Annotated in this window: 24 protein-coding genes; 11 read left to right on the forward strand and 13 right to left on the reverse strand. The window is 70.9% G+C overall.

The genetic code is table 11. The features are described 5' to 3' along the window. The first annotated feature begins 98 nt into the window (after positions 1–98). Positions 99–1,238, forward strand: a complete 1,140-nt coding sequence (locus tag ACIBST_RS31095; protein ID WP_397176831.1) for a cystathionine gamma-synthase — start codon at positions 99–101, stop codon at positions 1,236–1,238. On the opposite strand, the gene ACIBST_RS31100 is transcribed toward ACIBST_RS31095, so the two are convergent. Next, positions 1,235–1,666, reverse strand: coding sequence for a DUF2269 family protein (locus ACIBST_RS31100; protein ID WP_397176833.1), 432 nt, complete (start codon positions 1,664–1,666; stop codon positions 1,235–1,237). The genes ACIBST_RS31095 and ACIBST_RS31100 overlap by 4 nt on opposite strands. A 10-nt stretch (positions 1,667–1,676) precedes the next feature. After that, on the reverse strand, positions 1,677–1,802 hold the full coding sequence (locus ACIBST_RS31105) for a hypothetical protein (RefSeq protein WP_352326121.1): 126 nt from the start codon (positions 1,800–1,802) through the stop codon (positions 1,677–1,679). 139 nt (positions 1,803–1,941) lie between these two features. On the opposite strand from ACIBST_RS31105, the gene ACIBST_RS31110 reads away from it, so the two are divergent. Both ACIBST_RS31110 and vph read left to right on the forward strand, forming a co-directional pair. Further along, the gene (locus ACIBST_RS31110; protein ID WP_358294493.1) at positions 1,942–2,364 is read left to right on the forward strand and encodes a DUF6292 family protein; all 423 of its coding nucleotides are present in this window, start codon (positions 1,942–1,944) and stop codon (positions 2,362–2,364) included. A 360-nt stretch (positions 2,365–2,724) separates the two neighbouring features. Beyond that, positions 2,725–3,588 carry a viomycin phosphotransferase gene (gene vph, locus ACIBST_RS31115; protein ID WP_397176835.1) on the forward strand — a complete coding sequence of 288 codons (864 nt, stop codon included), beginning with the start codon at positions 2,725–2,727 and terminating at the stop codon, positions 3,586–3,588. Positions 3,589–4,056: 468 nt separating this feature from the next. Here the strand turns inward: vph and ACIBST_RS31120 are convergent, their stop codons facing one another. The 3 genes from ACIBST_RS31120 to ACIBST_RS31130 form a co-directional block, all read right to left on the reverse strand. After that, entirely contained in the window at positions 4,057–6,024 is a 1,968-nt protein-coding gene (locus ACIBST_RS31120) for a VWA domain-containing protein (RefSeq protein ID WP_397177144.1), read from the reverse strand. Between the two features lie 37 nt (positions 6,025–6,061). Next, positions 6,062–6,820, reverse strand: a complete 759-nt coding sequence (locus ACIBST_RS31125) for a hypothetical protein (protein ID WP_397176837.1) — start codon at positions 6,818–6,820, stop codon at positions 6,062–6,064. Positions 6,821–6,882: 62 nt separating this feature from the next. Further along, a complete protein-coding gene (locus ACIBST_RS31130) occupies positions 6,883–8,274 on the reverse strand; it encodes a sigma 54-interacting transcriptional regulator (RefSeq protein WP_397176839.1) in 1,392 nt (463 codons plus the stop codon). 172 nt (positions 8,275–8,446) lie between these two features. Here ACIBST_RS31130 and ACIBST_RS31135 point away from each other — a divergent pair, with 172 nt between their 5' ends. Both ACIBST_RS31135 and ACIBST_RS31140 read left to right on the forward strand, forming a co-directional pair. After that, positions 8,447–9,628, forward strand: a complete 1,182-nt coding sequence (locus ACIBST_RS31135) for an FIST N-terminal domain-containing protein (RefSeq protein WP_352353142.1) — start codon at positions 8,447–8,449, stop codon at positions 9,626–9,628. Further along, complete coding sequence (locus ACIBST_RS31140) at positions 9,625–10,908, forward strand: ROK family protein (protein ID WP_397176841.1); 1,284 nt, start codon at positions 9,625–9,627, stop codon at positions 10,906–10,908. The genes ACIBST_RS31135 and ACIBST_RS31140 overlap by 4 nt, the downstream gene beginning before the upstream one ends. A 114-nt stretch (positions 10,909–11,022) precedes the next feature. On the opposite strand, the gene ACIBST_RS31145 is transcribed toward ACIBST_RS31140, so the two are convergent. From ACIBST_RS31145 to hppD, 4 genes are all read right to left on the reverse strand, one after another. Beyond that, positions 11,023–11,670 (reverse strand): hypothetical protein, encoded by a 648-nt coding sequence (locus tag ACIBST_RS31145; RefSeq protein ID WP_397176842.1) that lies wholly within the window; start codon positions 11,668–11,670, stop codon positions 11,023–11,025. Next, positions 11,667–12,212 carry an RNA polymerase sigma factor gene (locus ACIBST_RS31150; RefSeq protein WP_397176844.1) on the reverse strand — a complete coding sequence of 182 codons (546 nt, stop codon included), beginning with the start codon at positions 12,210–12,212 and terminating at the stop codon, positions 11,667–11,669. The genes ACIBST_RS31145 and ACIBST_RS31150 overlap by 4 nt, the downstream gene beginning before the upstream one ends. 73 nt (positions 12,213–12,285) lie before the next feature. Further along, on the reverse strand, positions 12,286–13,692 hold the full coding sequence (locus ACIBST_RS31155; protein ID WP_397176845.1) for a M1 family metallopeptidase: 1,407 nt from the start codon (positions 13,690–13,692) through the stop codon (positions 12,286–12,288). Positions 13,693–13,878: 186 nt separating this feature from the next. Further along, the gene (gene hppD / locus ACIBST_RS31160) at positions 13,879–14,988 is read right to left on the reverse strand and encodes a 4-hydroxyphenylpyruvate dioxygenase (protein WP_397176847.1); all 1,110 of its coding nucleotides are present in this window, start codon (positions 14,986–14,988) and stop codon (positions 13,879–13,881) included. 103 nt (positions 14,989–15,091) lie between these two features. On the opposite strand from hppD, the gene ACIBST_RS31165 reads away from it, so the two are divergent. Together ACIBST_RS31165 and ACIBST_RS31170 are read left to right on the forward strand one after the other, a co-directional pair. After that, the gene (locus ACIBST_RS31165; RefSeq protein WP_397176849.1) at positions 15,092–15,571 is read left to right on the forward strand and encodes an Lrp/AsnC family transcriptional regulator; all 480 of its coding nucleotides are present in this window, start codon (positions 15,092–15,094) and stop codon (positions 15,569–15,571) included. Positions 15,572–15,788: 217 nt separating this feature from the next. Then, complete coding sequence (locus ACIBST_RS31170; protein ID WP_397176850.1) at positions 15,789–17,867, forward strand: transglycosylase domain-containing protein; 2,079 nt, start codon at positions 15,789–15,791, stop codon at positions 17,865–17,867. Here the strand turns inward: ACIBST_RS31170 and ACIBST_RS31175 are convergent. Beyond that, positions 17,853–19,817, reverse strand: coding sequence for a thioredoxin domain-containing protein (locus ACIBST_RS31175; RefSeq protein WP_397176852.1), 1,965 nt, complete (start codon positions 19,815–19,817; stop codon positions 17,853–17,855). The genes ACIBST_RS31170 and ACIBST_RS31175 overlap by 15 nt on opposite strands. A gap of 95 nt (positions 19,818–19,912) precedes the next feature. Between ACIBST_RS31175 and ACIBST_RS31180 the strand changes: the two genes are divergently transcribed. Then, the gene (locus ACIBST_RS31180) at positions 19,913–21,064 is read left to right on the forward strand and encodes a hypothetical protein (protein WP_397176854.1); all 1,152 of its coding nucleotides are present in this window, start codon (positions 19,913–19,915) and stop codon (positions 21,062–21,064) included. Here the strand turns inward: ACIBST_RS31180 and ACIBST_RS31185 are convergent. Genes ACIBST_RS31185 through mca form a run of 3 tightly spaced genes read right to left on the reverse strand, consistent with a single transcriptional unit; the run spans position 21,050 to position 22,424 of the window. Beyond that, positions 21,050–21,343: a GNAT family N-acetyltransferase gene (locus ACIBST_RS31185; protein ID WP_397176856.1), complete on the reverse strand. Its 294-nt coding sequence runs from the start codon at positions 21,341–21,343 to the stop codon at positions 21,050–21,052. The genes ACIBST_RS31180 and ACIBST_RS31185 overlap by 15 nt on opposite strands. Then, positions 21,344–21,505 carry a hypothetical protein gene (locus ACIBST_RS31190; RefSeq protein ID WP_397176858.1) on the reverse strand — a complete coding sequence of 54 codons (162 nt, stop codon included), beginning with the start codon at positions 21,503–21,505 and terminating at the stop codon, positions 21,344–21,346. It abuts the gene before it with no gap. A gap of 34 nt (positions 21,506–21,539) precedes the next feature. Beyond that, on the reverse strand, positions 21,540–22,424 hold the full coding sequence (gene mca, locus ACIBST_RS31195; protein WP_364337743.1) for a mycothiol conjugate amidase Mca: 885 nt from the start codon (positions 22,422–22,424) through the stop codon (positions 21,540–21,542). Positions 22,425–22,571: 147 nt separating this feature from the next. Here mca and ACIBST_RS31200 point away from each other — a divergent pair, with 147 nt between their 5' ends. The 3 genes from ACIBST_RS31200 to ACIBST_RS31210 all read left to right on the forward strand — a co-directional run bounded on the left by ACIBST_RS31200 (position 22,572) and on the right by ACIBST_RS31210 (position 24,853). Next, entirely contained in the window at positions 22,572–22,994 is a 423-nt protein-coding gene (locus tag ACIBST_RS31200) for a DUF4307 domain-containing protein (RefSeq protein ID WP_357974645.1), read from the forward strand. A 108-nt stretch (positions 22,995–23,102) separates the two neighbouring features. Further along, entirely contained in the window at positions 23,103–23,603 is a 501-nt protein-coding gene (gene greA, locus ACIBST_RS31205) for a transcription elongation factor GreA (protein WP_352323258.1), read from the forward strand. A 140-nt stretch (positions 23,604–23,743) separates the two neighbouring features. Beyond that, positions 23,744–24,853 carry a C40 family peptidase gene (locus tag ACIBST_RS31210; protein ID WP_397177146.1) on the forward strand — a complete coding sequence of 370 codons (1,110 nt, stop codon included), beginning with the start codon at positions 23,744–23,746 and terminating at the stop codon, positions 24,851–24,853. The last annotated feature ends 50 nt before the right edge of the window (positions 24,854–24,903 follow it).

Here is a 24,903-nt window from a genome sequence, read left to right on the forward strand (position 1 = left end):
GCGGGTCCGGGCGGGAGCCGTCGGGGGACGGGCCCCGCCACCGGCCCGCGATCCGCTGGGGAACGGATCGCGGGCCGCTTTCCGTTAACGTGGGGCCTATGACCAACGGTTTTGAGACCCTGGCGATCCACGCAGGTCAGGAGCCCGACCCGCTGACCGGCGCGGTCGTGCCGCCGATCTACGCCACGTCCACCTACAAGCAGGACGGCGTGGGCGGCCTGCGTTCGGGATATGAGTACAGCCGCTCGGCCAACCCCACGCGGACGGCGCTGGAAGAGGCGCTGGCCGCCGTGGAGGGCGGCGCGCGCGGGCTGGCGTTCGCCTCGGGCCTGGCCGCCGAGGACACCCTGCTGCGCACGGTGTGCCGGCCGCAGGATCACGTGATCATCCCCAACGACGCGTACGGGGGCACGTACCGGCTGTTCGCCAAGGTGAACGAGCGCTGGGGCCTGCACTACGACCCCGTCCCGCTGCACGACCTCGACGCGGTGGCGTCGGCCATGACGCAGAAGACGAAGATCGTGTGGGTCGAGACGCCCACCAACCCGCTGCTCGGCATCGCCGACATCGCCGCCCTGGCGCAGCTGGCCCACGAGAACGGCGCGCTGCTGGTCGTGGACAACACCTTCGCCTCGCCGTACCTGCAGCAGCCCCTGGCGCTCGGGGCCGACGTGGTCGTCCACTCCACCACCAAGTACGTCGGCGGCCACTCCGACGTGGTCGGCGGCGCGCTGATCGCCCGGGACAAGGGCCTCGGCGACGAGCTGACCTACCACCAGAACGCGATGGGCGCGGTGGCCGGCCCGTTCGACGCCTGGCTGACGCTGCGCGGGCTCAAGACCCTCGGCGTGCGCATGGACCGCCACTGCGACAACGCCGAACGCGTCGTCGACCTGCTGCTCGCGCACCCGCGCGTGACCCAGGTGCTCTACCCGGGCCTGGCCGAGCACTCCGGCCACGAGATCGCGGCCAAGCAGATGCGGCGCTTCGGCGGCATGGTGTCCTTCCGCGTCGCGGGCGGCGAGGCCGAGGCCGTGGAGGTGTGCAACCGGGCCAAGCTGTTCACGCTCGGCGAGTCGCTGGGCGGTGTCGAGTCGCTCATCGAGCACCCGGGCCGGATGACGCACGCCTCCGCGGCGGGCTCGCCCCTGGAGGTGCCGAGCGACCTGGTGCGCCTGTCGGTCGGCATCGAGACGGTCGACGACCTGCTCGCCGACCTCACCCAGGCCCTCGGCTAAGGCGTCGGGACGACCATCAGGAAGAGGATCACCAGCCAGATCACGGCCAGCAGGCCGCTGATCGCGGCGACCCGGCCGGTCTGCACCTTCGCGTCGTCCTCCGCGTTCTCGCTCTCGAGCGCGCGGAGGGCGGTGCGCAGGTCGCGGTCGATGATGACCAGCAACACGATCGCCACGATGAACAGCGTCATCGACGCCGTCATGTACCACAGGCCGAGCACGCCGTTCCCGACGACGACGCCCAGGGCCACGCCGAACACCAGCACACCAAGGCTGGCCAGGCTGTAGATCCTCGTGGTGCGCTGGATGTTCCGCAGGACGGGCACGTTGTTGTTGCGGATGGCCCGCGGAGCCGCCATCGTCGCGGCGGTCAGCGGGCCGATCGTGAAGATGGCGAAGCCGATGTGCAGCCAGAGAAGCAGGGACATGCGCCTGAGACTAGTCCCCGACGATCTCGGTCGGCGGCTCGACACTCTCTTTAACCTGCGAGGAGCAACGCATGATGAGCTCCGTGGCCGCCACCGCTACGGCCATCAGGGTGATCAGCAGGATCGTGGCAATCATGGGCTCTCCTCCTTCCCCGTGTCCGACGTAAATATCGTCCGTAATGACTAGACGGACGTGCAACGGAATAAGTTCGCCACGGGTATGGTTGGTCACCGTCGCTTTTTTCTTACCTTCAGGGCACAAGGGGGTGCCGTCCGTGGCCATCAGGCATGTCGAGCCGTACACCGACGAGTGGCTGCAGCAGCCGGCGGGCTATGTGGAGCGCGTCGTCGACCTGCTCGGAGCCGAGGTGGCCGACTGGTGGGAGGGTCCCTGCGATCCGCGGCACGCCACCGTCAAGCTGACCGACGGCCACGCGCTGGTGTGGGACGAGGAGAGCGGCTGGCGGCTCGGCCGCTTCGTCTCCGGCGGGCCGGGCGCGCACACCGAGCTGACCGGCGTCCGCTACCTGGGCCACGGGCTGCTGCCCCGGCCGGAGCGCGTGCCGTCGGCGCTGGTGGACGCGCGGGCTGGAGTGGGGGCCAGCTCGGCCTGGCGGCCGTGTTACCGGTCGCACCGCAACTGCCGCGACGGGTTCGACGTGGCCCTCGACTTCTACGCCCGCCTGATCGAAGCCTGACAAGCCCTCAAGCAAGGGGCTTCCGCCCGAAGGGCCTCCGCCTCTGTTTTCCCGGGGGAGCAGAGCTCCCCGTCGCCGGGGGCTGCCGCCCCGGGGCCCCGTCGGGTACGAGATGTCGCGACTCCGCACAGTGCGGCCTTCTCCCGCTTCCTGGACATCGTCCTGCCGAACCGGCCCTCTCCCGAACGGCCACCTCTTACCCTGAGCCGAGAAGGCAGCAGCCGGCCTCGGGAAGGGGACTCCCATGGGCTCCGCCGGTGACGGCCTGGCCCTGCTCGTGCCCTGCTCCAAGAGCCTGATCTCCCAGGTCGAGTCGTGCACATCGCCTCCGACCCATCGAAGAATCCACAGGTCACACCCATGAGCATCCGTACGACGCATCGCGCTCTGCTGAGCCGTCTGCTGCCCGACGACAAACCGGACGACCTTGCAGTACGTCAGGGGCAATTCCACATCGTGGTCATCGGCACAGAGCGCGTCGTGTGCCTGCCCCGCACCCGGGCAGCGGCCGCCCGGCTGCCCCAGCGGGCGGCCGCACTCCACGCACTCGCCAGCCTCGATCTCGGCTTCCGCACACCTGAGCCGCTGCTCCAGGGCGGCTCCCACGGCACCGACGAGCCACCGTTCCTGGTACTCAGCCGCATTCCTGGAGAACCGCTGGAGACCGACGCCCTCAACGATGCCCACGTGGTCGACACCGTGGCGGCGCAGTACGCCACGCTGCTGTCCGGCCTGGCCCGTGCCGGCACCGACGAGACCGTACGATCAATTCTCCCTCAGGCCCCAGAAGGCCAGTGGCGGCGGCTCGCGGAGAACGTGCGCGCGGAGCTGTTCCCGCTCATGTCCGACAGCGGACGCCTGCGGGCCGAACGGGAACTCACAGCACTCGACAGCCTTCCCCACCTCACCCGAGCAGTGGTGCATGGCGACCTCGGTGCCGAAAACGTCCTCTGGGAGTGGGCGCATGGCCTGCCGCACCTCTCCGGAGTGATCGACTGGGACGATGTCACACTCAGCGACCCGGCCGAGGACCTCGCAGCCATCGGCGCCAGCTACGGTCCTGAGCTCCTGGAGCGAGTGCTCGCCCTGGGCAGGTGGTCAAATCACCGACTCCTTACCCGCATCGCCGCGATCCGCGGCACATTCGCCCTGCAGCAAGCCCTCTACGCAATCCGCGACGGCGACGAAGAAGAACTCGCGGACGGCCTGGCCTGCTACCGCTGAGACACACCGACACATCCGCGTCATCGAGCACTTCACAGCAACAGCAACCCGGTGAACCTATGCGGTCACAGCACTGGAGAAGTCGCAGACAGCGTGTGACTTTCCCGCCGGCGACGTCCGTAGCTTCGGTCACGTGCCACGACATGACGACGCACCGAACCCCGGGCCACCGGGGACCGTGAGCGCGCAGTCGGTGAGGGCGGCCCCTCCCGGCTGGCACATCGATGACGTGACCGGAGGCTGGGTGGCCGTTCGCAGGGCCCGGTACCCCGTGGGAGCGTGCTGTCCGACGTCCGCTGCGGCGCGACGCTGGACGAACTGGCCGAGCACCTGGCCGAGGAGACGGCATCGAGACGACGGCCGCCCGTCCTCACCGGGCGTTCAGCCGTACGGCGGGGTGAGCGTCCGGCGCCGGCCGGTGGCGCCGGACGCCGGAGGAACGCCGCCGAGCGATGTCGCTGCCTTCGGTCAGCGGGAGCGGCGGAGGCGGAGGAAGTCGCTGACGACGTATTCGCCGAGCCGGTCGGCGCTCGGTGAGAACACCCGGCCGCCGTTCCTGCGGGCCACCTCGTCCACGAACTCCTTCAGCCGGTCGTCGGCCGCCAGCATGAAGACGTTGATCGTCGCCCGTCGCCGCGTCATCTTGTCCACCTCGGCCAGCGTCAGCTCCAGCGTCTCGTGCGACGGCGGCCACTCGAAGGCCGACCTGCCGTTGCGCATGAGGTGGGCGGTCGGCTCGCCGTCGGTGACAACCAGCACCACCGGCTCGAAGTCGGGGTGGCGGTCGAGGTGGCGGCCGGCGATCAGGAGGGCGTGGTGGAGGTTGGTGCCCTGGACCATGTCCCAGTCGAGGCCGGCCAGCTCGTCGGGCTGCAGCACCCGGGCGTAGTTGGAGAAGCCGATGATCTGCACGGCGTCCTGCGGGAACTTGGAGGCCACCAGCGCCTGGAGGGCCAGCGCCGTCTGCTTGGCCGCGGCCCACGTGCCGCGCAGGGCCATCGAGTACGACAGGTCGACCAGCAGGCACACCGCCGCCGCGCTGCGGCGTTCGGTCTCGGAGACCTCGAAGTCGTCGACGGACAGGCGCACCCGGGCCCGCCCGTCCCGAGGAGCGGTCGCCACGCCGCCGCTGCGCACGCCGTTGACCAGCGTGCGGACGACGTCGATCGGCTGCTCGTCGCCGAAGCGCCACGGCCGGGTGGAGCCGGTCAGCTCGCCGGCCGAGCCCGCGTCGTGCTGGTCGTGGTCGCCGCGCCGGCCCGCGTCGAGGGAGGAGAAGACGCGCCGCAGCGCGGTCTCGCCGAGCCGCCGGACCGCCTTCGGGGTCAGCTCCAGCTTGCCGCGGCGGCGCAGCAGGTAGCCCTGCTCCTCCAGCTCGCGTTCGATGCGCTTGAGCGCCTCCAGGTCGTCGACCGCCGCCCGGCCCAGGGCACGGCGCACGGCCGCCTCGTCGATGTCGTCGAGGCGCGCGCCCGGGTAGTCCTGGCGCAGGGCGGTCTCCAGCTGGGTGAGGTCGGCCAGCTCCTCCAGGGCGGTGACGGCGTCGCCCATGGCCAGGGGCTCCTCGCCGGTCAGGCGCTCGGGGGCGTTCCAGGCCAGGTCGGGACGGCGGGCGTGCAGGGCCTCGCCGAGGCGGCGCATCTGGTCGGACAGGCCGGCCTGGTCGAGCGTCTGGTTGATGAGGCTGGACAGCTCCTCGCGCTGGCGGGGGGTCATCGAGGCCAGCATGCGCTGGGTGGCGGCGGCCCGCCGGGCCAGGATGTCGACGAGCTCCTCAAGGTTCCGGGGCGTTTCTGGGAACAAATCGCCATATTTCGCCATAAAGGCGTCAAAGTCTTCTTGGAGGTGCTCGCCCCGGCTGTCCCTGTCGAGCATGTCGTTCAGGTCGGACATCATCTGCCGGACGCGGGCCATGGCCTCGGGGTCGGGGTTGGCCAGCGCGTCGCGCAGCCCTCTGAACTGGCTGTCGAGCACCTCGCGCCGCAGCAGGTCGCGCAGCTCCTCGAAGGTCTGGCGGGCCGCCGCCGAGCGCCACTCGTACGTGCTCAGCTCCTGGATGGCGCTCGCGGTGTCCTCGGGCAGCCCGTCGAGCCCGGCCTCGCGCAGCCGCGCGTCGTCGGACGGGTCGGGGAACAGCTCGGCCCGCTCCTGCCCGATCGCCTTGTCCAGCAACGCCCGCGCGCGTTCGAGGGTGCCGTCGAGCCGCCCGCGCTCGCGCAGGTCCCTGCGCCGCCTGCGGACCTCCTTGAGCATGTCGTCGAGCCCCCGCCGGTCCTGGCTGCCGGGCAGCCCGCGCTTGAGCAGGTCGCGCAGCGCGTGGACCGGCGTCGAACCGGACAAGATCGCGTCGCCCATCTCGTCGAGGGCCGCGCGTACGTCGTAAGGAGGGGCCAGGGGGTCGGGGCCGTCGTGGTATTCGCCGTAGCGGAAGGCCATCACGCTTCCACGCTAACCCCAACCCGCCCCCGCCCGTCTACGGACGCCTGGCCACTTCCCACACCTCGACCGCGCTGTTCGCGTCGGGCGTATAACTCACCTGCACCTGGACCGCGCGCCCGGCCCCCTTGAGCGCCTTGGCCAGATCGGCCGACTCGCAGGGCAGCGTGCCGAGCCCGCGCTTGTCGACGCCGGCCGGCTTCCCGGACACCCAGCGGTCGCCGCAGCGGGCGGTGGCCCGGTAGAAGGACGTCAGGTACGTGTAGCCCAGCTTGAGCTGCTTGCCGCCGGTGCTGAACAGGACCGTCGCGTCGTCGATGCGCTTGATCGAGCCGCGCGCGGTGACCGGCTCCGGCCAGGCGTTCAGCAGGAACTCCTGGGCCTTCACTGCCTTGCCGCCCTCGTACTCGACCCGCAGCGGGACCGCGCCGTCCCGGAGCCCGACGGTGAGCTGGGCGGGCTTGCACGGCGTACGGCCCAGGCCGTCGCGGTCCAGCGCCACCCGGCCCTCGGTCTCCTTCAGGTCGCAGGCCGTCGTCACCCGGCTGTAGGCGGCGCGGGTGTAGTCGAGCTTGAGCTCTGTGGCCCCCGGGACCGGGGTCAGCTTGTAGAGCACGTTGCCGCCGCGCCGCACCTTGGCGGGCTTCATGGGCACGATCCGCAGGCTGCCCTTGCCGTCGGCCCAGGCGTAGCCGTAGGCGGTCTTGGCGGCCGCCGTGGCGGGGGCCGCCTGCGCGGGAAGCGCGAGGCCGCCCAGGACGAGGCCGACGGCGGTGGCATGGATGAGCAGGCGCATGGGCGGTTCCCCCCGGAGTCGTGATCAACCAAACACTACGACGCGGGAAACCGCCCGTTTGTTCACGTCCTGTAGATGGTGACCCCGTCGAGGTCTTCCCTTGACAGCCGCCGCATGAGGTAGAGACCTTCCAGCGCGAACTCCAGGGCCGCCGCGGCGTGCCCGGGGGACTCCTCGCCGGCGCCCATGCCGAGCCTGGACATGATCTTGGCCAGGCCGCTGACCGGCCCGATCCGGTGCAGCAGCTCGGCCGCGGCCACCATGTCGCCGGACTCCACCTGGTTGCCCTCGGCGAACTTGTCGGTCACCGGGGACAGGTCCATGCCGCCCAGCCTGCTCCTGAACGTCTCGGCCGTGGCCCGGCGCAGCAGGTGGGCCAGGATCTCGGTCTCCCTGCCCTCCTCGCTGACCTCGAACTCCACCTTGCCGCGCAGGCTGTGGACGACGCAGGCCAGGTCGCAGACGCGCGTGACGGCCTGGTCCTCGCCCTTGATCGCCGACCTGCGCACGGCGGAGGCCGCGGCGGTCTCGGCGGCGGCGATCGAGAAGCGCGCCGACACGCCGGAACGGGCGTCGACGGCCGTGGACTCGCGGACCAGCCGGGTGAACCTGGCGATCACCTCGATCAGGTGCTCCGGCACGTCGGCCCCGATGTCGGGCACCGACTCCTGGCGGATGAGGGTGAGCTCGTCCTCGACCGTGAGCGGGTAGTGGGTGCGGATCTCGGCGCCGAAGCGGTCCTTCAGCGGCGTGATGATGCGGCCCCTGTTGGTGTAGTCCTCGGGGTTGGCGCTGGCGATGAGCAGGATGTCGAGGGGCAGGCGCAGGTTGTAGCCGCGCACCTGGATGTCGCGCTCCTCCAGCACGTTGAGCAGCGAGACCTGGATGCGCTCGGCCAGGTCGGGCAGCTCGTTGACGGAGAACACGCCGCGGTTGGTGCGGGGGACCAGGCCGTAGTGGACGGTCTCGGGGTCGCCGAGGGTGCGCCCCTCTGCGATCTTGATGGGGTCGACGTCGCCGATGAGGTCGCCGACGGAGGTGTCGGGAGTGGCGAGCTTCTCGCCGTAACGCTCGTCGCGGTGCTTCCACGCCACCGGCAGCTCGTCGCCCAGCTCGCGCGCCATGGTCTTGCAGCGCGTGCAGGCGGGGGCGTACGGATGGTCGTTGATCTCGCAGCCCTCGACCACCGGGGTCCACTCGTCGAGCAGGCCGGTGATCGTGCGGATGAGCCGCGTCTTGCCCTGCCCTCGCTCACCGAGCAGGACCAGGTCGTGCCCGGCGAGCAGCGCCCGCTCCAGGTGTGGCAGGACGGAGTCGTCGAAGCCCACTATGCCGGGGAACCGGGGCTCGCCGGCCCGCAGCCTGGCCAGCAGGTTTTCCCGGACCTCGGCCTTGACGCTGCGATGAACGTGGCCGCTCTCCCGCAACTCGCGGAGAATACGTGGCTGATGCACGGGATCGAGACTACGTCCCCCGCGAGAAATGCGGCAGAGAGTTTCGCATCTGGCGGAGATTTCGGATCTTGACCTATTGCGTGACGGTTCGTACGCGTGCTTGTCCCTTTAGTGGGGAGAATCGGCCCTAGGGAACATGCACATGTCGAGGGAGGCGAGACGCGTGGCCTTGATGACAAGCCGCTTCGCCGACGGCCTCGCCGTGGGTTCCGACCTGGTGGAGGCCGCGGAGAGCGCCGTCGGTCAGGCACTGTCGAGGCTCAGCGGCCAAGCCGACCTGGTCTGCTTCTTCATCTGTGGCGAGGACCCCGAGGACGTCGCCAGAGCCGGCCAGGCCGCGATGAAGCTGGCGCCCGAGGCGCACGTGATCGGATGCAGCGCCACCGGTGTGATCGGCGACGGGCAGGGGGTCGAGCTGACGCCCGCGGTGAGCGCGTGGGCGGCCACCCTGGAGGGGGCCAGGCTCACCACGTTCGCCCTGGAGACGCTGGCGGCCGAGGACCGGTTCGTGGTCGTCGGGCTGCCCGAGCGCACCGGCGACGACCACGTGGCGATCCTGCTGGCCGACCCGTACACCTTTCCGACCGACGCGTTCGTGGAGCGCTCGGTCGACGTGCTCGGCGACCTGCCGCTGATCGGCGGCCTGGCCAACGGGCTGCAGGGCAGGGGATCCGTACGGCTGTTCGCGGACGGCAAGATCTACACCGAGGGCGCGATCGGCGTCCTGCTCAGCGGGCCGATCAAGATCAGTACGGTGGTCAGCCAGGGCTGCCGCCCGATCGGGCCCAGCATGGTGGTCACGGCCTCGGAGGAGAACCTGCTGCTCGAACTGGCCGGTCAGCCCGCGCTGGCGAGGCTGGAGGACATCGTCAGCGAGCTGGACGAGGACGACCGCGAACTGGTAGCCGCCGGCCTGCAGATCGGCGTGGCCATGGACGAGTACGCCGAACGTCACGAACGCGGCGACTTCCTCATCAGAGGCGTCATCGGCATCGACCCCGAACGCGAGGCCGTGGCCATCGGCGACATCGTGGAGATCGGCCGTACCGTGCGCTTCCAGGTCAGGGACGCGGCCACCGCCGACGAGGACCTGTACGACCTGCTCGACGCCCACCGCGAGGAGCTCGGCAAGGTGGACGGCGCGCTGCTGTTCTCGTGCAACGGCCGCGGCTCGGCGATGTTCGGCACCGCCGACCACGACCCGGTCGCCCTGCGCGACACGCTGGGACCGATCGGCGTCGCGGGCTTCTTCGCCGCGGGCGAGGTCGGGCCGGTCGGCGGCCACAACCACGTGCACGGGCTCACGGCGTCCGTGCTGGTCTTCTCCAGCGCCGCGGAGCCGGAGCTGTCGTGATCCTGGCGATCGACGTCGGCGGCACCAAGATGGCCGCCGGGCTGGTGGCCCCTGATGGCACCGTGATCACCTCCCGGCGCGCCGCCACCCCCCAGAACGCCGACGCCGAGACGCTGTGGCACACCCTCACCACCCTCATCGACCCCCTGTCGGACCGCGCCGAAGGGGTGGGCGTGGGCTGCGGCGGGCCGATGACCTGGCCCGACGGCGAGGTCTCGCCGCTCAACATCCCCGGCTGGCGCGGCTTCCCGCTGCGCGCCCGGCTGGCCGGCCGGTTCCCCGGTTTACCGGTACGCCTCCACAACGACGCCATCTGCCTGGCCATCGCCGAACACTGGCAGGGCGCCGGCCGGGGAAGCGCCGACATGCTGGGCATGGTGGTCTCCACCGGCGTCGGCGGCGGCCTGATCCTGGGCGGACGCCTGGTCAACGGCGGCACGGGCAACGCCGGCCACATCGGGCACGTCGTCGTCGAACCGGACGGCGGCCCCCGCTGCGGCTGCGGCGGCCACGGCTGCCTGGAAGCAGTCGCCCGCGGCCCCGCCTTGACCACCTGGGCCCAATCCCAAGGCTGGACCCCCACCCCGAACAGCCACCCCACCACCCCCCTCAGCCCCTCCGCCCCCGACAACCCCTCCACCACCGCGGGGCCTGGCGCCACCTTCAGCCCCGGCGTTCCCTTGGCCCGCAGCGCCACCCCCAGCTCCTCCGCCTCCGCCAGCCCCACCGCCTCTGCCATCCACAGCGCCAAGCAGCTCAACGCCCCCGGCCCCTCCTCCCCCCTTGACCCCCGCGATGGCGCGCCATTTCCGGGACAGGGCCGCGGAGGTGCGGAGGGCGCCGGACAGGGCCGTGAGCAGGGGCCGCTTGCGGGGCAGGGGCGTGAAGGGGCGATGGGCGCCGGTGGGGCGGCGGGGATGGGACCCGAGGCGTACCAGGAGGATCGGGCGGTCACCGGGCGGGCGCTGGCGGCCGACGCGCTCGCCGGCGACCCCGTGGCCCTGCTGGCGATGCGGCGAGCCGGACGGGCGCTCGGGATCGCGATCGCCTCCGCCACCCACCTGTGCGACCTGGACCTGGTGACGATCGGCGGCGGCCTGTCGCAGGCCGGCGAGCCCCTGTTCGGCCCCTTGGAGGAGGCGCTGCGAGACCACGCCCGCATGGGCTTCGCCCGCCGCCTCAAGGTCGTCCCCGCCGCTCTGGGACAGGAGGCCGGCCTGGTAGGCGCCGCCGCACTCCTCCTGGCCGGCGACGCCTACTGGCCCCCCACCCGCCCCTGAGCCCCACGGGTGACGTTCGCGACGTGGCTCCTGTGGGAGGGGTGCCGGGCGGGTGCGGGATGAGGGTGCGCAGGCCCGCGGCCCGCCCGGTGTTCCTGGCCGGGCTCTAGGAGGTCAGCCCTCCTGGGTGTGCACGCCCGAGCCCGCGTCGTCGCCCGTGTCCGTACGGGGGCCGGAACGGTCGTCGTTGTGGTCGCCCGCCGGCGGGACGGGCATCGCGACCGGTTCGCACCGGCCCACCTCCCCTTGGACGACCTGCAGCGAGGTGGACACCGGCGGAGCCTCGGGCCCGCTCCTGTCCAGGGTGACCGCCAGCACCAGGGTCTGCCCCGCCGGGACCTGGCCCTTGGCGATCCGGAAGGAGATCCCGCCGCCGCTCCTGCCGATGCTCGCCTCGAAGCGCCCCTCGCCGCCCCCGTTCCGCCCTCGCGGCTGCTTGCAGGTCTGGCCGTACGGCAGATAGTCCACCACCGCCTTGACCCCCGCCGCCGCCAGCTCGTCCGCCAGCCCGCCGGGGTCCCGGAAGGCGTTGATCTCCACCGCCACCCCGCCGTCGGCCGTCCCGGTCACCGCGTAAGCGGGCCCACCGCCGAACAGGCCGGTGGCCGTCACGGTGGCGACCACGGCGACGCTGGCGGCCGCCGCGGCGAGCCCCACGACCCTGCGCCGGGGCCGCCGGACGACCGGAGCCGGGACGGGCTGCGTCCCGGCCGCCATCTCCGCCTTGAGCGCGCCCAGCAACCGCTCCTCGAAAGTGTTCATGCCTGTCCCTCCACGTACATGGCCGACGGCGAAGCGACGTTCTCCAGGGCGCGTCTGGCCCGATGCAGGCGGACCCGCGCGGTCACCTGCCTGATGCCGAGGGCGGCGGCCGCCTCGGAGACGGTGAGCTGGTCGATCGCCACGAGCTCCAGCACCGCGCGTTCGCCCTCCGGCAGGCCCGCCATGGCCTCCAGGGCGCCGCGCATGCCGCGCTCGGCGTCGATCCGCTCCTCCATCCGGACGAGGTCGTCGTCGTCCATCAGCCGCCGCCCCGCGATCCGGCCGGCCGCCCGCGCTTCCCGGGCCGACCTGCGGAGCTGGGCCGACACCACGTTGCGGGCCACGCCGTACAACCACGCGGTCTGGCTGCCCCGGCCCGGCACGTAGGTGTGGGCCGAGTCGAGGGCCGCCAGGAAGACGTCGGCGGTCAGGTCGGCGGCCAGGTGAGGATCGCTCACCCGCCGGACCACGAACCGCATGACGACGTCGACATGGCGGCGGTAGAAGGCCTCGAAGGCCGCCGGGTCCTCGTTGAGGCGCACTGGCCTCGCTCCCTTCGTCGTTCGCCCTTACACCTGTACTTGGCCCGGCCGAAGGAAAGCGTTTCTGCGCAGGTCAGGCGAGGGTGGGGCGGCGCGGCTGGAAGAGCCACGCGTCGAAGAGCGGGTCGAGGTCCTTGCCGGACAGCCGTTCGGACAGGTCGACGAACTGCCGCGTGGTGACGTTGCCGTAGCGGTGATCGGCGGTCCAGGTCTTGAGCAGCTTGAAGAACGTCGGGTCGCCGACCGCCTTGCGCAGGGCGTGCAGCGCCATGCCGCCGCGGGTGTAGACCGACTCGTTGAACAGGTCGCCGGGCTTGGCCCGGCCCGGCGGGTAGGACCACATCGGGTCTTTGGCGCCGCGGTTGTAGAAGTCCTTGAAGATGGTGTCGGCGGTCTTCTTGCCCCGGTGCTCCGACCACAGCCACTCCGCGTACGTCGCGAAGCCCTCGTTGAGCCACAGGTCCTTCCACCGCTTGATGGTCAGGCTGTCGCCGAACCACTGGTGGGCCAGCTCGTGGGCGATGATGCCCTCGTCGGGGTCGAAGCCGCCGTAGAGGGGCTTGGTCTGGTTCTCCAGGGCGTAGCCGGCCGAGTAGTCGTCGACGACGGCGCCGGTCGAGGAGAACGGGTAGGGGCCGAAGACCGTGCTCCAGTAGTCGGTGATCTCGCCCGAGACGTCGTAGACGCGGTCGAGGCCGGTCTTGAACTTCGGATCGACGGCCGCGTACGTCGGGATGCCGCCCGGCGAACGGCCCTGGCGCACCTCGAACTTGCCGATCGTGGCCGTGGCGAGGTAGGTGGCCATCGGGTGCCGCTCGCTCCACCGGTAGGTGGTGCGGCCGCCCGCGGTGGACGGCGGCGCGCTCTGCTCGCCGTTGGCCACGACGGTCAGGCCGGCGGGCACGGTGACCGCGAAGTCGAACGTGGCCTTGTCGGCCGGGTGGTCGTTGCTGGGGAACCAGGTCTTGGAGCCGTTGGGCTCGGAGGCCACGAACGCGCCGTCGGCGGTGGGGATGAACCCGTACGTGCCCAGGTTGGCGGTGTCCTTGGCGGGCGTGGGGCTGCCGGAGTAGGAGATCTCGGCGGTGAACGGCGAGCCGGCGGCGAGCCGCGCGGCCGGGGTCACGGTCAGCTCGCCGCCCTTGCGGGAGAAGCGCGCAGGCGAGCCGTCGACGCTGACCTTGGCGACGTCGAGGCCGGTGAGGTCGAGGTTGAAGCTCGACAGGTCTTGGGTGGCCTTGGCGCGGATCTTCGTCAGGCCGGTGAGCCGCTTGGTGGCCGGGGTGTAGTCGACGGTCAGCGAGTAGTGGGCGACGTCGTAGCCGCCGTTGCCGTCCTCGGGGAAGTCGGGGTCGCCGATGCCCGGCGCGCCCGTGTGGCGGCCGGCGGCCGAGCGGGGCGGCGGCTCGTCGGTGGGCGCGCACGCGAGCACGCTGATCAGCGCCACCAGCACGGCCGCGCCGCGTCTTCTGATCCGCATAGGTGAACCAGCCCCCTTCAACCCGTGACCGGAATCTTACGCTGGGTCACGCGTTCCCGACGACTCGTCACCGTGGAGGGGGAACAGCCGGAGGCGCCGGCGGCTCCCCGCCGCCGGCGCCCCATCAGCCCAGAAAGTGGTGATGGTCCCATAAAATCCAGATCACCCCCACTAAGTCGGGACAAACTAAAGGTTGCCCCTGCGTTCCTGCTCGCGCTCGATCGCCTCGAACAGGGCCTTGAAGTTGCCCTTGCCGAACCCGAGCGACCCGTGCCGCTCGATCAGCTCGAAGAAGACCGTGGGACGGTCCTGGACCGGCTGGGTGAAGATCTGCAGCAGGTAGCCGTCCTCGTCGCGGTCGACCAGGATCTTGCGCTTCTTCAGCTCCTCGATCGGCGCCCTGACCTGCCCGATGCGCTCGCGCAGCTCGGGGTCGTCGTAGTAGGAGTCGGGCGTGTCGAGGAACTGCACGCCCGCCGCGCGCATGTGGTCGACGGTGGTGAGGATGTCGTTGGTGGCCAGGGCGATGTGCTGCACGCCGGGCCCGCCGTAGAACTCCAGGTACTCGTCGATCTGCGACTTCTTGCGGCTGATCGCCGGCTCGTTCAGCGGGAACTTGACCTTGCGCGTGCCGTCGGCCACGACCTTGGACATCAGCGCCGAGTACTCGGTCGCGATGTCGTCGCCGACGAACTCGGCCATGTTCGTGAAGCCCATCACCTTGCGGTAGAACTCCACCCACTCGTCCATCTTGCCGAGCTCGACGTTGCCGACGCAGTGGTCGACCGCCTGGAACAGGCGTCCGGTCTTCGTCGCGGGCGGCGCGACGAGCGGCTCGGCCGGCACGTAACCGGGCAGGTACGCGCCCCCGTAGTTGGACCTGTCCACGAGCGTGTGCCGGGTCTCGCCGTAGGTGGCGATGGCCGCGAGCACCACCTTGCCGTGCTCGTCCTCCAGCGTGTACGGCTCCACCAGCCCCGTGGCGCCGTGGGCGACGGCGTAGGCGTACCCGGCCTCCACGTCGGGCACCTGGATGGCCAGGTCGATCACGCCGTCACCATGCTCGGCGACGTGCCTGGCCATGTCCGTGCCGGGCCGGATCGAGGCCCTGAACTCGAAGGTGGCGCTGCCCGAGGTCAGGACGTAGGCGACCTCGTCGCGGCTGCCGTTCTCCGGCCCGCGGTAGGCCGCCAGTCGCATGCCGAAAGCGGTCGAGTAGTAGTGGGCGGCCTGCCGGGCGTTGCCCACGGCGAACACCACGGCGTCCATGCCGTTAACCGGAAAGACATCAGTCATACCTCCAACTCTCGATTTAGCTGGACGAGTTGTGCAACAGTTACTTGAACGAGTGCACAATCTGTCCACCCATCCCGGGTCCGAGTCGGAGAACTTGTACAGCATGACGATCGACGAACTGGACGCCCGGCTGATCTCGCTGCTGACCGCCGAGCCGCGGCTGGGCGTGCTGGAGTGCTCCCGCCGCCTCGGCGTGGCCCGCGGCACCGTCCAGGCCAGGCTCGACCGGCTGGTGGCCAGGGGCGTGATCACCGGGTTCGGGCCCGACGTGTCGCCCGTGGCGCTCGGCTACGACGTGACGGCGTTCGTCACCATGGAGATCAGGCAGGTCTCCGGGCACGACCCGGTCGCCACCCGGCTGGCCCACATCCCCGAGGTGCTGGAGGTGCACACCATCACCGGCGGCGCGGACCTGCTGTGCCGGGTGGTCGCGCGGACGAATGCCGACCTGCAAAGGGTCATCGACCAAATCGTGGATGTTCAGGGGGTGCTCAGGACTTCTTCGATCATCGCACTCGACACACCGGTTCCTTACCGAGTGCTGCCTTTGGTCGCCGATGTTCCGCGCCGCGGCGGGCGCTAGACGTACCATCGCTTAGGGACGAGGCACCGTTATCGATCGTTTACCCTTGACATTCGCCCAGCTTGCGGGGGTTGGGCGAGGGTGTCTCAGAGGGGGGTCTCGGATGCGGGGCGGTGGTGGAAAAGGCATGCGGAAACGGCGCGTACTCCGAATAGTGTTGATCTCTTTCGGCGCCGGAATCGCCGTGCTGGCCGGTCTTTTCGCCATTGCGTGGGCGATGACTCCCATTCCCGACAGCACGCAGAAATCGGCCACCGCCGAAGGCTCGGTGATCTATTACCGCGACGGCAAGACGGTCCTCGCCCGGCAGGGCGTCGACCGCCGGAACGTCGAGCTGGCCAAGGTGCCCAAGCACGTGCGCGACGCGGTCATCGCCGCCGAGAACCGCTCGTTCTACAACGACGGCGGCGTCTCGCTCAAGGGCACCGCGCGGGCCGTCTGGTCCACCGTCACCGGGCAGCAGCTCCAGGGCGGCTCCACGATCACCCAGCAGCTCGTGCGCAACTACTACAGCGGTCTCAGCCAGGAGCGCTCGGTCACCCGCAAGTTCAAAGAGATCCTCATCGCGATGAAGGTCGACCAGTCCAAGTCGAAGGACTGGGTGCTGGAGCAGTACCTCAACACGATCTACTTCGGCCGCGGCGCCAACGGCGTCCAGTCGGCCGCGCGCGCCTACTTCGGCAAGGACGTCGACAAGCTCACCGTCGCCGAGGGCGCGTACCTGGCGGCGGTCATCCAGCAGCCCAGCCGGTTCGCCGACCCCGAGGGCGCCGACCTCGACGCGGCCCGCTCCCGGTGGCAGGCCGTGATCAACGCCATGGGCCAGACGGGCGCGCTGTCGCGTCAGCAGGCCGCCGCCGAGCGGTTCCCGGTGCTCAAGGCGCCCAAGAAGCCGTTCGAGCTCAAGGGCCAGGGCCAGTACATGCTCGACCAGGTCACCGCCGAGCTCAACCGGCGCGGCTACTCCGACGAGACCATCAACAGCGGTGGCCTGAAGATCGTCACGACGTTCGACAAGAAGCTCATGACGGCGGCCGAGCAGGCGGTCAAGGACGTCCTCCCGGACTCGACGCCCAAGAAGGTGCGCACCGGGCTGGCCGCCGTCGATCCGGCCACCGGCGAGGTCGTCGCCTTCTACGGCGGCCGCCACGACCAGGTCGGCGACTACGACAACGCGTTCTCGGCCAAGCGGATGGCGGGGTCGACGTTCAAGCCGTACACGCTGGCCGCCGCGCTCGACAACGGCTTCGACCTGTCCACCAGGGTCGACGGCAACTCGCCGCTGCGGGTGGCCTCGGCCGACAAGCCCATCCCCAACGACAGCGGCCGCTCCTACGGCCAGATCAACCTGGTCAGCGCCACCCAGAACTCGGTCAACACGGCCTTCGTCGACCTCGGCCAGAAGGTCGGGCTGGACAAGGTCGCGGCCGTCGCCGAGGCCGCGGGCATCCCCAAGGAGCAGTTGCAGGGGCAGCAGGCGTACGCGACCTTCCCGCTCGGCGTGTCCTCGGTCAGCGCCGTCCAGAACGCCTCGGGCTTCTCCACCTTCGCCAACAAGGGCGTGCACATGGAGGCCCACGTGGTGAAGTCGGTCACCGACGGCAAGGGCGAGAAGAAGACGGTCAAGCCCGTCGCCACGAAGGTGGTGGGGGAGCAGGCCGCCGCCGACACCGTCTACGCGATGCAGCAGGTCGTCAAGTACGGCACCGGCACCGCCGCCCGCCTCTACGACCGTCCGGTCGCCGGCAAGACCGGCACCACCGACGACTCCAAGAACGTCTGGTTCAACGGGTTCGTCCCGCAGCTCGCCGTCGCCGTGAACATGTTCCGCAGCGACGACGAGACCGTCACCATCCCCGGCTACGGCACGCAGTTCGGCGGCCAGCTCCCGGCGCAGATCTGGCGGGCGTTCATGACCGAGGCCATGGCCGGCGAGCCCGTCGAGGAGTTCCCCGAGCCCTCCCAGTACGGCTACGAGTCCTCCTACTCGCCGCCCGACCGCGGCCGCGACGTCCGCGACCAGCAGCCGACCCCGCCCGCCGACCAGAACGAGTGGGACAACCCCGACGCCGGCCCCACCGATCAGCAGCCGTTCGGCGACCCGGCGATCACCGAGGCGCCCACCGACGACGGCTCCGGCGACAACGGCAGGACCGGCCGCGACCGCCAGGACGAACGCCCCCAGGACGCGCCCACGGCCCCCTCCGACCAGCCTCAGGGCCCCCCGGACGAGGGCCGCGACACCCAGCGTGACACCCAGCGCGACAACCTGGGCCGGCCGTCAGGCACCGGCTAGCTCGGCCCGCAGCTCCTCCACCGTGGTGACCGGCAGCCGGCAGGCGAACCCCCTGCACACGTAGGCGGCCGGCGCGCCGCCGACGGGCCCGCGCCCCTCCAGCAGCGCGGGGAAGGGCTCGCCGCCGGCCTCGCCGTCGCCGGGCGCGACCACCAGGCCCGGCACGTCGGCCAGCAGCGCCGCCCGGTGCAGGGCGGCCGTACGCGGGTCGGCGGGGCTGCCGACGACCGCCACCTCCACGGGCCCGTCGAGCGCCGCGCAGGCCACGGCCAGCCCCCAGCCGGCGAACCTGGCGTGCCGGTCGGCCAGCACCGACACCGTGGCGAGCGCGGCCGCGGCGGCCTCCCGGTGCCTGGCCGAGCCGGTCAGCGCGCCGTAGGAGAGCAGGGCCCCCGCGGCCGCGTACTGGCCGGAGGGCGTGGCGTTGTCGGTGGGGTCCTGTGGGCGCTGGAACAGCCGTTCGGCGTCGTCAGCGGTGTCGTAGAAGCCGCCGGAGCCGTCGGAGAAGCGGTCGAGGACCGTGTCGAGCAGCGTCCCGGCCAGCCGGAGCCATTTCGTCGCGCCGGTCACGCCATAGAGGGAGATCAGGCCCTCGGCCACGTTCGCGTAGTCCTCCAGCACGCCCGCGTTGGCGCCCGCGCGACCGTCGCGGGAGGTGCGCAGCAGCCGCCCGCCGCTCGTGTGCACGTCCGCGAGCAGCTCGGCCGCCGCCGTGGCGGCCTCGACCAGGTCGGGACGCTCGAACACCACGCCGGCCTCCGCGAGGGCCGCGACGGCCAGGCCGTTCCAGGACGCCACGACCTTGTCGTCGCGGCCCGGCCGCACCCGCAGCTCCCTGGCCGCCAGCAGCCTGCCGCGCACGCCGGCGTACCGCACCGGGTCCTCGGGGTCGCGCGGGAGCCGGAGCACCGACGTGCCGTGCTCGAACGTGCCGGTGACGTCGAACAGCCCGGTGGCCCAGCGGCCGTCGTCGTCGCCCAGGACCTCGCGCAGCTCCTCGGGCGTCCAGACGTAGAACTTGCCCTCCACGCCCTCGCTGTCGGCGTCGAGGGCCGAGGCGAGGCCGCCCTCGGGCGTGCGCAGCTCGCGCAGCATCCAGCCGGCCGTCTCCAGCGCCACCCGGCGGGCCAGGTCGCCGCCGCCCGCCTTCCACCAGTGGGTGTAGACCCGCAGCAGCAGGGCGTTGTCGTAGAGCATCTTCTCGAAGTGCGGGACCACCCACTCGGCGTCGACGCTGTACCGCGCGAAACCGCCGCCGAGCTGGTCGTAGATGCCGCCGCGGGCCATGGCTTCGAGCGTCCGGCCGCTCATCTCGCGCTCGCCGCGGCGCAGCAGGAACTCCAGGACCATCGACGGCGGGAACTTCGGCGCGCCGCCGAACCCGCCGTTGACCGGGTCGAACGACTCGCGCAGGTTGGCGACGGCCCGCTCCAGCGTCTCCGCCTCCGGCGTGCCGCCGCGCGGGAACGCGGTGTTCTGGTTGAGCGCCTCGACCACCTTGGCGCCCTGCGCCAGCACCGACTCCCGGTCGCCGGTCCACACCCGGTGGATCTCGGCCAGCAGCCGCCGGAAGTGGGGGCGCGGGAAGTACGTGCCGCAGTAGAACGGATGGCCGTCGGGCGTGGCGAACACCGTCATCGGCCAGCCGCCCTGCTGGGTCATGGCCTGGGTGGCCGTCATGTAGACGGCGTCGACGTCGGGCCGCTCCTCGCGGTCGACCTTGACGTTGACGAAGTGCTCGTTCATGAGGGCGGCCGTGTCGGCGTCCTCGAAGCTCTCGTGGGCCATCACGTGGCACCAGTGGCACGCCGAGTAACCCACGCTGATCAGCAGCGGCACGTCCCGGCGCCGGGCCTCGGCGAACGCCTCCTCGCCCCACGGGTGCCAGTCGACGGGATTGCCCGCGTGCTGCAGCAGGTAAGGGCTCGTGGCGTCGTTCAACCGGTTCATCAGGACCTCCCCCGCTCACCCTAAACCGCGTCACCGGGGCCGGGCCGCCACCCCCGCGGCTGACTCGGGCGGGGCGGACGGCGTAGGTTACGGGCGTGGACATCGACTACGTCTGCGCCCACGCGGGCCGCCCGCCGGCCGCCGTCACGCGCAGGGACGTCGCCCGCGCGCTGCTGGCCGTGCCCTCGGGCGTGGCGCTGGTGGCGCTGCCCGATCTGCGGCGGGCCATGGTGTCGGCGGGCAACCCGCTCTCGCAGCCGTTCTGGGACTCCGCCAAGGCCGCGCTCAGCTCCATCGAGGCGGGGGTGGCCACCGTCGGCGACGTGCAGCGCTGGGTCGAGTCCACCGGCACCGAGCCGATCCTCATGACGCCCAGCTACTTCGTCTGGCCCGAGGAGGACGAGCGCGGCCCGGTCGCGGCCGAGATGTTCGGGCGCATGGTCTCCTTCCTGGAGGAGCGCGTCGCCGCCGGCCAGATCGACCCCGACGCGCTGGCCCTGGGCGACCACGCCGCCCGCCGCGCGTACGAGGAGCTCCAGGAGCACTGGCTGGCCACGCCGCTGCCCGACGGCCGGGTGCCCGGCTTCGCGGTCAGTGACGAGCAGGACGAGGAGCTGTTCGCCGCCCTCGACGAGGAGGAGGCGTTCGCGCTGTCGGAGCTGCGCCGCATCGTCGGCGAGCTGCCCAAGGCGCCCGAGCTGCCCCTGGTCGAGCTGGAGCTGGCCGCCGCGCGCCTGCGCGTGCTGCTGGACCTGCCCGGCTACCCCGCGAACGTGCTGCGCGCCTGCGCCGGTTTCGACGACCGGCCGATGCCCGACGACGACCGGGAGCTGTGGCTGGCGGTGGCGGCGGGCGTGGCCGGGCCGATCTCCGACCTGTCCGAGGACGACGACGTGCCGGAGGAGTTCGCCGACCTGGAGGGGGAGCTCGGCCACGAGGACGCCGCCCTGGCCAACCTGTGCGCGATCCAGCACGCCGACTGGCTGGCCGCGGTGGCGGCGCTGGCCCGCATGGGGCCCGGGGTGCTGGCCTCGCCGGAACGCCTGGCCAGGCTCATCGCCGAGTCCGACGACATCGAGTCGGGCGAGCAGGACGACGACGACCTCGACGCCACCGAGGGCCTGTTCGCCTCGGTGGTCAGCCTGTGGACCTACCTGGGCATCGTGGACGCCGACGAGGTGCTGACCCCGCTCGGCTGGTGGGGCCTGCCCAAGGCCCTGGAACGCGCCTGGTCACCCCGCGACTGACGAGTCGCTGTGCTCCTTGAACTCGGGGTGACGCTCGATGTAGCGGGCCACGTACGGGCACAGCGGCACGATGCGCAGCCCGGTGTCGACGCTCGTGCGCAGGGCGTACTCGACGAGCCTGCTCGCCAGGCCCTGGCCCTCGTAGGCGGGCAGCACCTCGGTGTGCGTGAAGACGACCTTCGTGGGCAGCAGTCGATAGTCGGCGAACCCGGCGACCTTGCCGTCGAGGAGGATCTCGAAGCGGCACTCCGTCGAGTTGTCGACTACTTCGATAGGCATCTAATCGGCTTTCCTGTCCGTCTCGCCCTCGTGCGGTACCTGGATCTTCGACATCTGCTTGTTCATCGACTTGATGAGGATGTAGAGGGCCAGCCCGATGAGGGCGACGACGACGAAGCCGAGCAGACCCGGACTGACATCACCAGCTGCGAGAACTGTCACACCTTCAGTCTGCCACCCGTATGCCGTGGTCCGGTCAGTGGCAGGCGGGTGAGACGTCCTCGGCGTGGATGCCGGCGAACAGGTCGTCCTCGGGCAGCTCGGTGTCGACCAGCGAGCGCGCCAGGTGGTAGTCCTCGGTCGGCCAGATCTCCTGCTGCAGCTCGCGCGGGCAGACGAACCAGAAGCCGTCGGGGTCGACCTGGGTGGCGTGCGCGAGCAGCGCCTCGTCGCGGATCTGGAAGTACTCGCCGCACGGCACCCGCGTCGTCACCGGCCACTTGGCGGGCCGGTCCTCCCAGCGGGAGATCCAGTCGGAGTACGGGGAGCCGAGCCCGCGCTCGGTCATGGCCTCGTGCAGCGCCTCGAAGCGCTCCTTGGTGAAGCCCATCTGGTAGTAGAGCTTCATCGGCTGCCACGGGTCGCCGGCGCCGGGGTAGCGGTCGGGGTCGCCGGCCGCCTCGAACGCCTCGACGGACACCTTGTTGGTCATGATGTGGTCGGGGTGCGGGTAGCCGCCGTCGTCGTCGTAGGTGATGATCACGTGCGGGCGGAACTCGCGCACGGCGGCCACCAGCGGGGCCGAGGCGTCCTCAAGCTTCTGCACGGCGAAGCAGCCCTCGGGCAGCTCCTCCTCCTCGCTCTCCGGCAGGCCGGAGTCGACAAAGCCCATGAAACGCTGCTGGACGCCGAGGATCTCGCGGGCCCGCTCCATCTCCGCCCGGCGCACCTCGCCGATGTTGGCCACGATCTCGGGCCGGTCCATCTTCGGGTTGAGCACGGAACCCCGCTCACCGCCCGTGAGGGTACAGACCAGCACTTCCACGCCTTCGCGCACGTAACGCGCCATCGTGGCGGCGCCCTTGCTCGACTCGTCGTCGGGGTGGGCGTGGACTGCCATCAACCTCAGGGGTGCACTCACGGGCGCGTTCTCCTCACAGGGTCTCCTCGGTGGAGGACCGGTCACTCGTCCAGAGAGGTTAGTTTCTGCTGGGCGGTCGCGAGGGCACGCCCCCCGCGGGCGACAATTGTCTCGGATAACGCTCAGGGAGTGCAGGGAGATTCCGCCATGGTCACCGAAGATGTCGGGAACGGACCCGTTCTCGGCACACCCGACGACTTCCCCGACCGTCCGAAGAGAGGCGGCCGGCTGGTCGTGCATGTCGTGATCGGCGTGCTGGTGGCCATCGTCGCGGGCGGCTGGGGATGGGTGATGTGGTCGATGACGGCCGGCGGCGGCTCGGAGGCCCCGGCGCAGGTCGTCTCGTTCAGCATCGACGCGCCCGGGCGCGCGGAGATCACCTTCGAGGTGTACAAGCCCGACGATAGAGTGGCCGTCTGCCGGATCAGGGCACTGGACGTCTACCACGCGGAAGTCGGTAGCAAGGAAGTAAGAATCCCGGCTGGTGAGGGTAGTAAGCAGCTCAAGGAGAGCCTCGACACCAGTGGTCAGGCCACTTCCGTCCACATCCAGTACTGCAATCTCGTATAGTGAGACATTTGGGGAAGCGTCCGGTCGGTTAAGTTGTTAGCCTTTCGCAATTCAACCGTCCACATCCTCAAGTGATCTCAGGGCCCCCTAGGCAAGCAAGGAGAACCCGTGGCCGACTCTCGCGATGAGAACGTCACATGGCTGACGCAGGAGGCGTACGACCGCCTGAAGGCGGAGTACGAATATCTCTCTGGCCCCGGGCGCGTCGACATCGCCAAGAAGATCGAGGCCGCCCGTGAGGAGGGCGACCTGAAGGAGAACGGCGGCTACCACGCCGCCAAGGACGAGCAGGGCAAGATGGAGGCCCGGATCTTCCACCTCCGCCAGATCCTCGACAACGCCAAGGTGGGAGAGGCCCCCAAGACCGAGGGCGTGGTCGGCCCCGGCATGACCGTGACGATCCGGTTCGTCGGCGACGACGACGAGGTCACCTTCCTGCTCGCCTCCCGCGAGGAGAGCGGAGCGCCGATCGACGTCTACTCGCCCAAGTCGCCGCTCGGCTCGGCGATCAACGGCAAGAAGATCGGTGAGAAGGCGACGTACTCGATGCCCAACGGCCGCCAGAACACCGTCGAGATCCTCGAGGCTGTGCCGTACATCGGCAACTGACCCCCGCAGATCCAGACCGCCGGGCCCACGTCGGCCCGGCGGCGTTTTCGCGTTCGCCGGCGATCGCGCAGGACCTCAGCTTTCTGGTGAAGACGCGGAAACGCCGAGACTTATCCCGGCTCATCCCCTTCATCGTGGTGATGCTGGTGGCCGTGCTCACCACCGACGTGCTGGTGCTGGTCCAGACGGGGGAGGAGCAGGCGCCGGTCGAGGTGGTGCGGGCGCGGCCGGTGCCGAAGCAGACGCTCATGGCCCAGTCCCGTGCCGACCAGCCCGTGGCCCCTCTGGGCAAGCTGCGCAAGCCCAACCTCTTCGTGCTCACCCGCAAGCCGTTCACGGACGAGCTGCTGCGCAAGGTGGCCAGGCTGCGCGGCGTACGGGCCCTTGAGCTGGCCGACGCGGCCTCCATCTCGCTCGACGGCAAGCGGGTGCAGACGCTCGCGGTGAACCCGTCCACGTTCCGGGCCTACACCCCCAAGGTGACGGCGTCCTCGGACGCCCTGTGGCAGAACGTGGCCTCCGGCGACGTGGCGGTCTCGTTCGTGCTGGGCAACGACGGCGGGCTCGCGCTGCACAGCCGGGTGAGCGGGCCGGCCGGGCCGCTGCGCATCGGCGCGTACGCCACCACCGGGTTCGGCGCGGTGGACGCGGTCGTGTCCAAGGAGACCGGGCGCAGGCTGCGCCTCCCGCGCGACAACGCGCTCATCGTCAGCGCCCCGGGTGCGAACTCCGACGCGCTGCGCCGGGCCATCCTGGCCGCGATGCCCAAGGGCACGCAGGTGGCCACGGTCAACCCCGTCCAGCCGCGGCCCAGGGCCGACACCCCGAAGAACTGGCCGTCCGGGTCGTTCATGACCGTGGAGCAGCTCACGACGGCGCTGAAGGCCGCGGTGTCCAAGCTGGGCCGGCCGTACGTGTGGGGGGCCGAGGGGCCCGACACGTTCGACTGCTCGGGGCTGGTGCAGTGGGCGTACGGGCAGGCGGGCGTGCGGATGCCGCGGGTGACCCACCAGCAGTGGGTGGCCGGGCCGCAGGTGCCGCTGGCCCAGGCGCAGCCGGGCGACCTGATCTTCTGGCGCAACGACCCGACGAACCCGGGTTACATCTCGCACGTGGCGATCTACTGGGGCGACGGGAAGGTGCTGCAGGCGCCGCGCACCGGCGACGTCGTCAAGATCTCCCCGTTGAGCACGCGGAACCTGGCCGGCGTCGTCCGGGTCAGCCCCGTCGCGGCCGCCCGCGTCCGCTGAGCGAACCCCTTCGGCATGAACCGCGGTTCGGCTCGTGCATTTCGCGCGCA

It is taken from the genome of Nonomuraea sp. NPDC049684, from assembly GCF_044465345.1.
GTDB lineage: Bacteria > Actinomycetota > Actinomycetes > Streptosporangiales > Streptosporangiaceae > Nonomuraea.

What these genes read in the sequence shown, in the direction of transcription:
- vph (WP_397176835.1), top strand. Translation starts at nt 2,725, where the DNA reads ATGAGCATCCGTACGACGCATCGCGCTCTGCTGAGCCGTCTGCTGCCC.
- ACIBST_RS31185 (WP_397176856.1), bottom strand. Translation starts at nt 21,343, where the DNA reads ATGCCTATCGAAGTAGTCGACAACTCGACGGAGTGCCGCTTCGAGATC.
- ACIBST_RS31100 (WP_397176833.1), bottom strand. Translation starts at nt 1,666, where the DNA reads ATGTCCCTGCTTCTCTGGCTGCACATCGGCTTCGCCATCTTCACGATC.
- ACIBST_RS31125 (WP_397176837.1), bottom strand. Translation starts at nt 6,820, where the DNA reads ATGCGCCTGCTCATCCATGCCACCGCCGTCGGCCTCGTCCTGGGCGGC.
- ACIBST_RS31120 (WP_397177144.1), bottom strand. Translation starts at nt 6,024, where the DNA reads ATGGCCTTCCGCTACGGCGAATACCACGACGGCCCCGACCCCCTGGCC.
- ACIBST_RS31135 (WP_352353142.1), top strand. Translation starts at nt 8,447, where the DNA reads ATGACAAGCCGCTTCGCCGACGGCCTCGCCGTGGGTTCCGACCTGGTG.
- ACIBST_RS31175 (WP_397176852.1), bottom strand. Translation starts at nt 19,817, where the DNA reads ATGAACCGGTTGAACGACGCCACGAGCCCTTACCTGCTGCAGCACGCG.
- ACIBST_RS31105 (WP_352326121.1), bottom strand. Translation starts at nt 1,802, where the DNA reads ATGATTGCCACGATCCTGCTGATCACCCTGATGGCCGTAGCGGTGGCG.
- ACIBST_RS31155 (WP_397176845.1), bottom strand. Translation starts at nt 13,692, where the DNA reads ATGCGGATCAGAAGACGCGGCGCGGCCGTGCTGGTGGCGCTGATCAGC.
- ACIBST_RS31170 (WP_397176850.1), top strand. Translation starts at nt 15,789, where the DNA reads ATGACTCCCATTCCCGACAGCACGCAGAAATCGGCCACCGCCGAAGGC.
- hppD (WP_397176847.1), bottom strand. Translation starts at nt 14,988, where the DNA reads ATGACTGATGTCTTTCCGGTTAACGGCATGGACGCCGTGGTGTTCGCC.
- ACIBST_RS31145 (WP_397176842.1), bottom strand. Translation starts at nt 11,670, where the DNA reads ATGAACACTTTCGAGGAGCGGTTGCTGGGCGCGCTCAAGGCGGAGATG.
- ACIBST_RS31095 (WP_397176831.1), top strand. Translation starts at nt 99, where the DNA reads ATGACCAACGGTTTTGAGACCCTGGCGATCCACGCAGGTCAGGAGCCC.
- ACIBST_RS31165 (WP_397176849.1), top strand. Translation starts at nt 15,092, where the DNA reads ATGACGATCGACGAACTGGACGCCCGGCTGATCTCGCTGCTGACCGCC.
- ACIBST_RS31210 (WP_397177146.1), top strand. Translation starts at nt 23,744, where the DNA reads ATGCTGGTGGCCGTGCTCACCACCGACGTGCTGGTGCTGGTCCAGACG.
- ACIBST_RS31200 (WP_357974645.1), top strand. Translation starts at nt 22,572, where the DNA reads ATGGTCACCGAAGATGTCGGGAACGGACCCGTTCTCGGCACACCCGAC.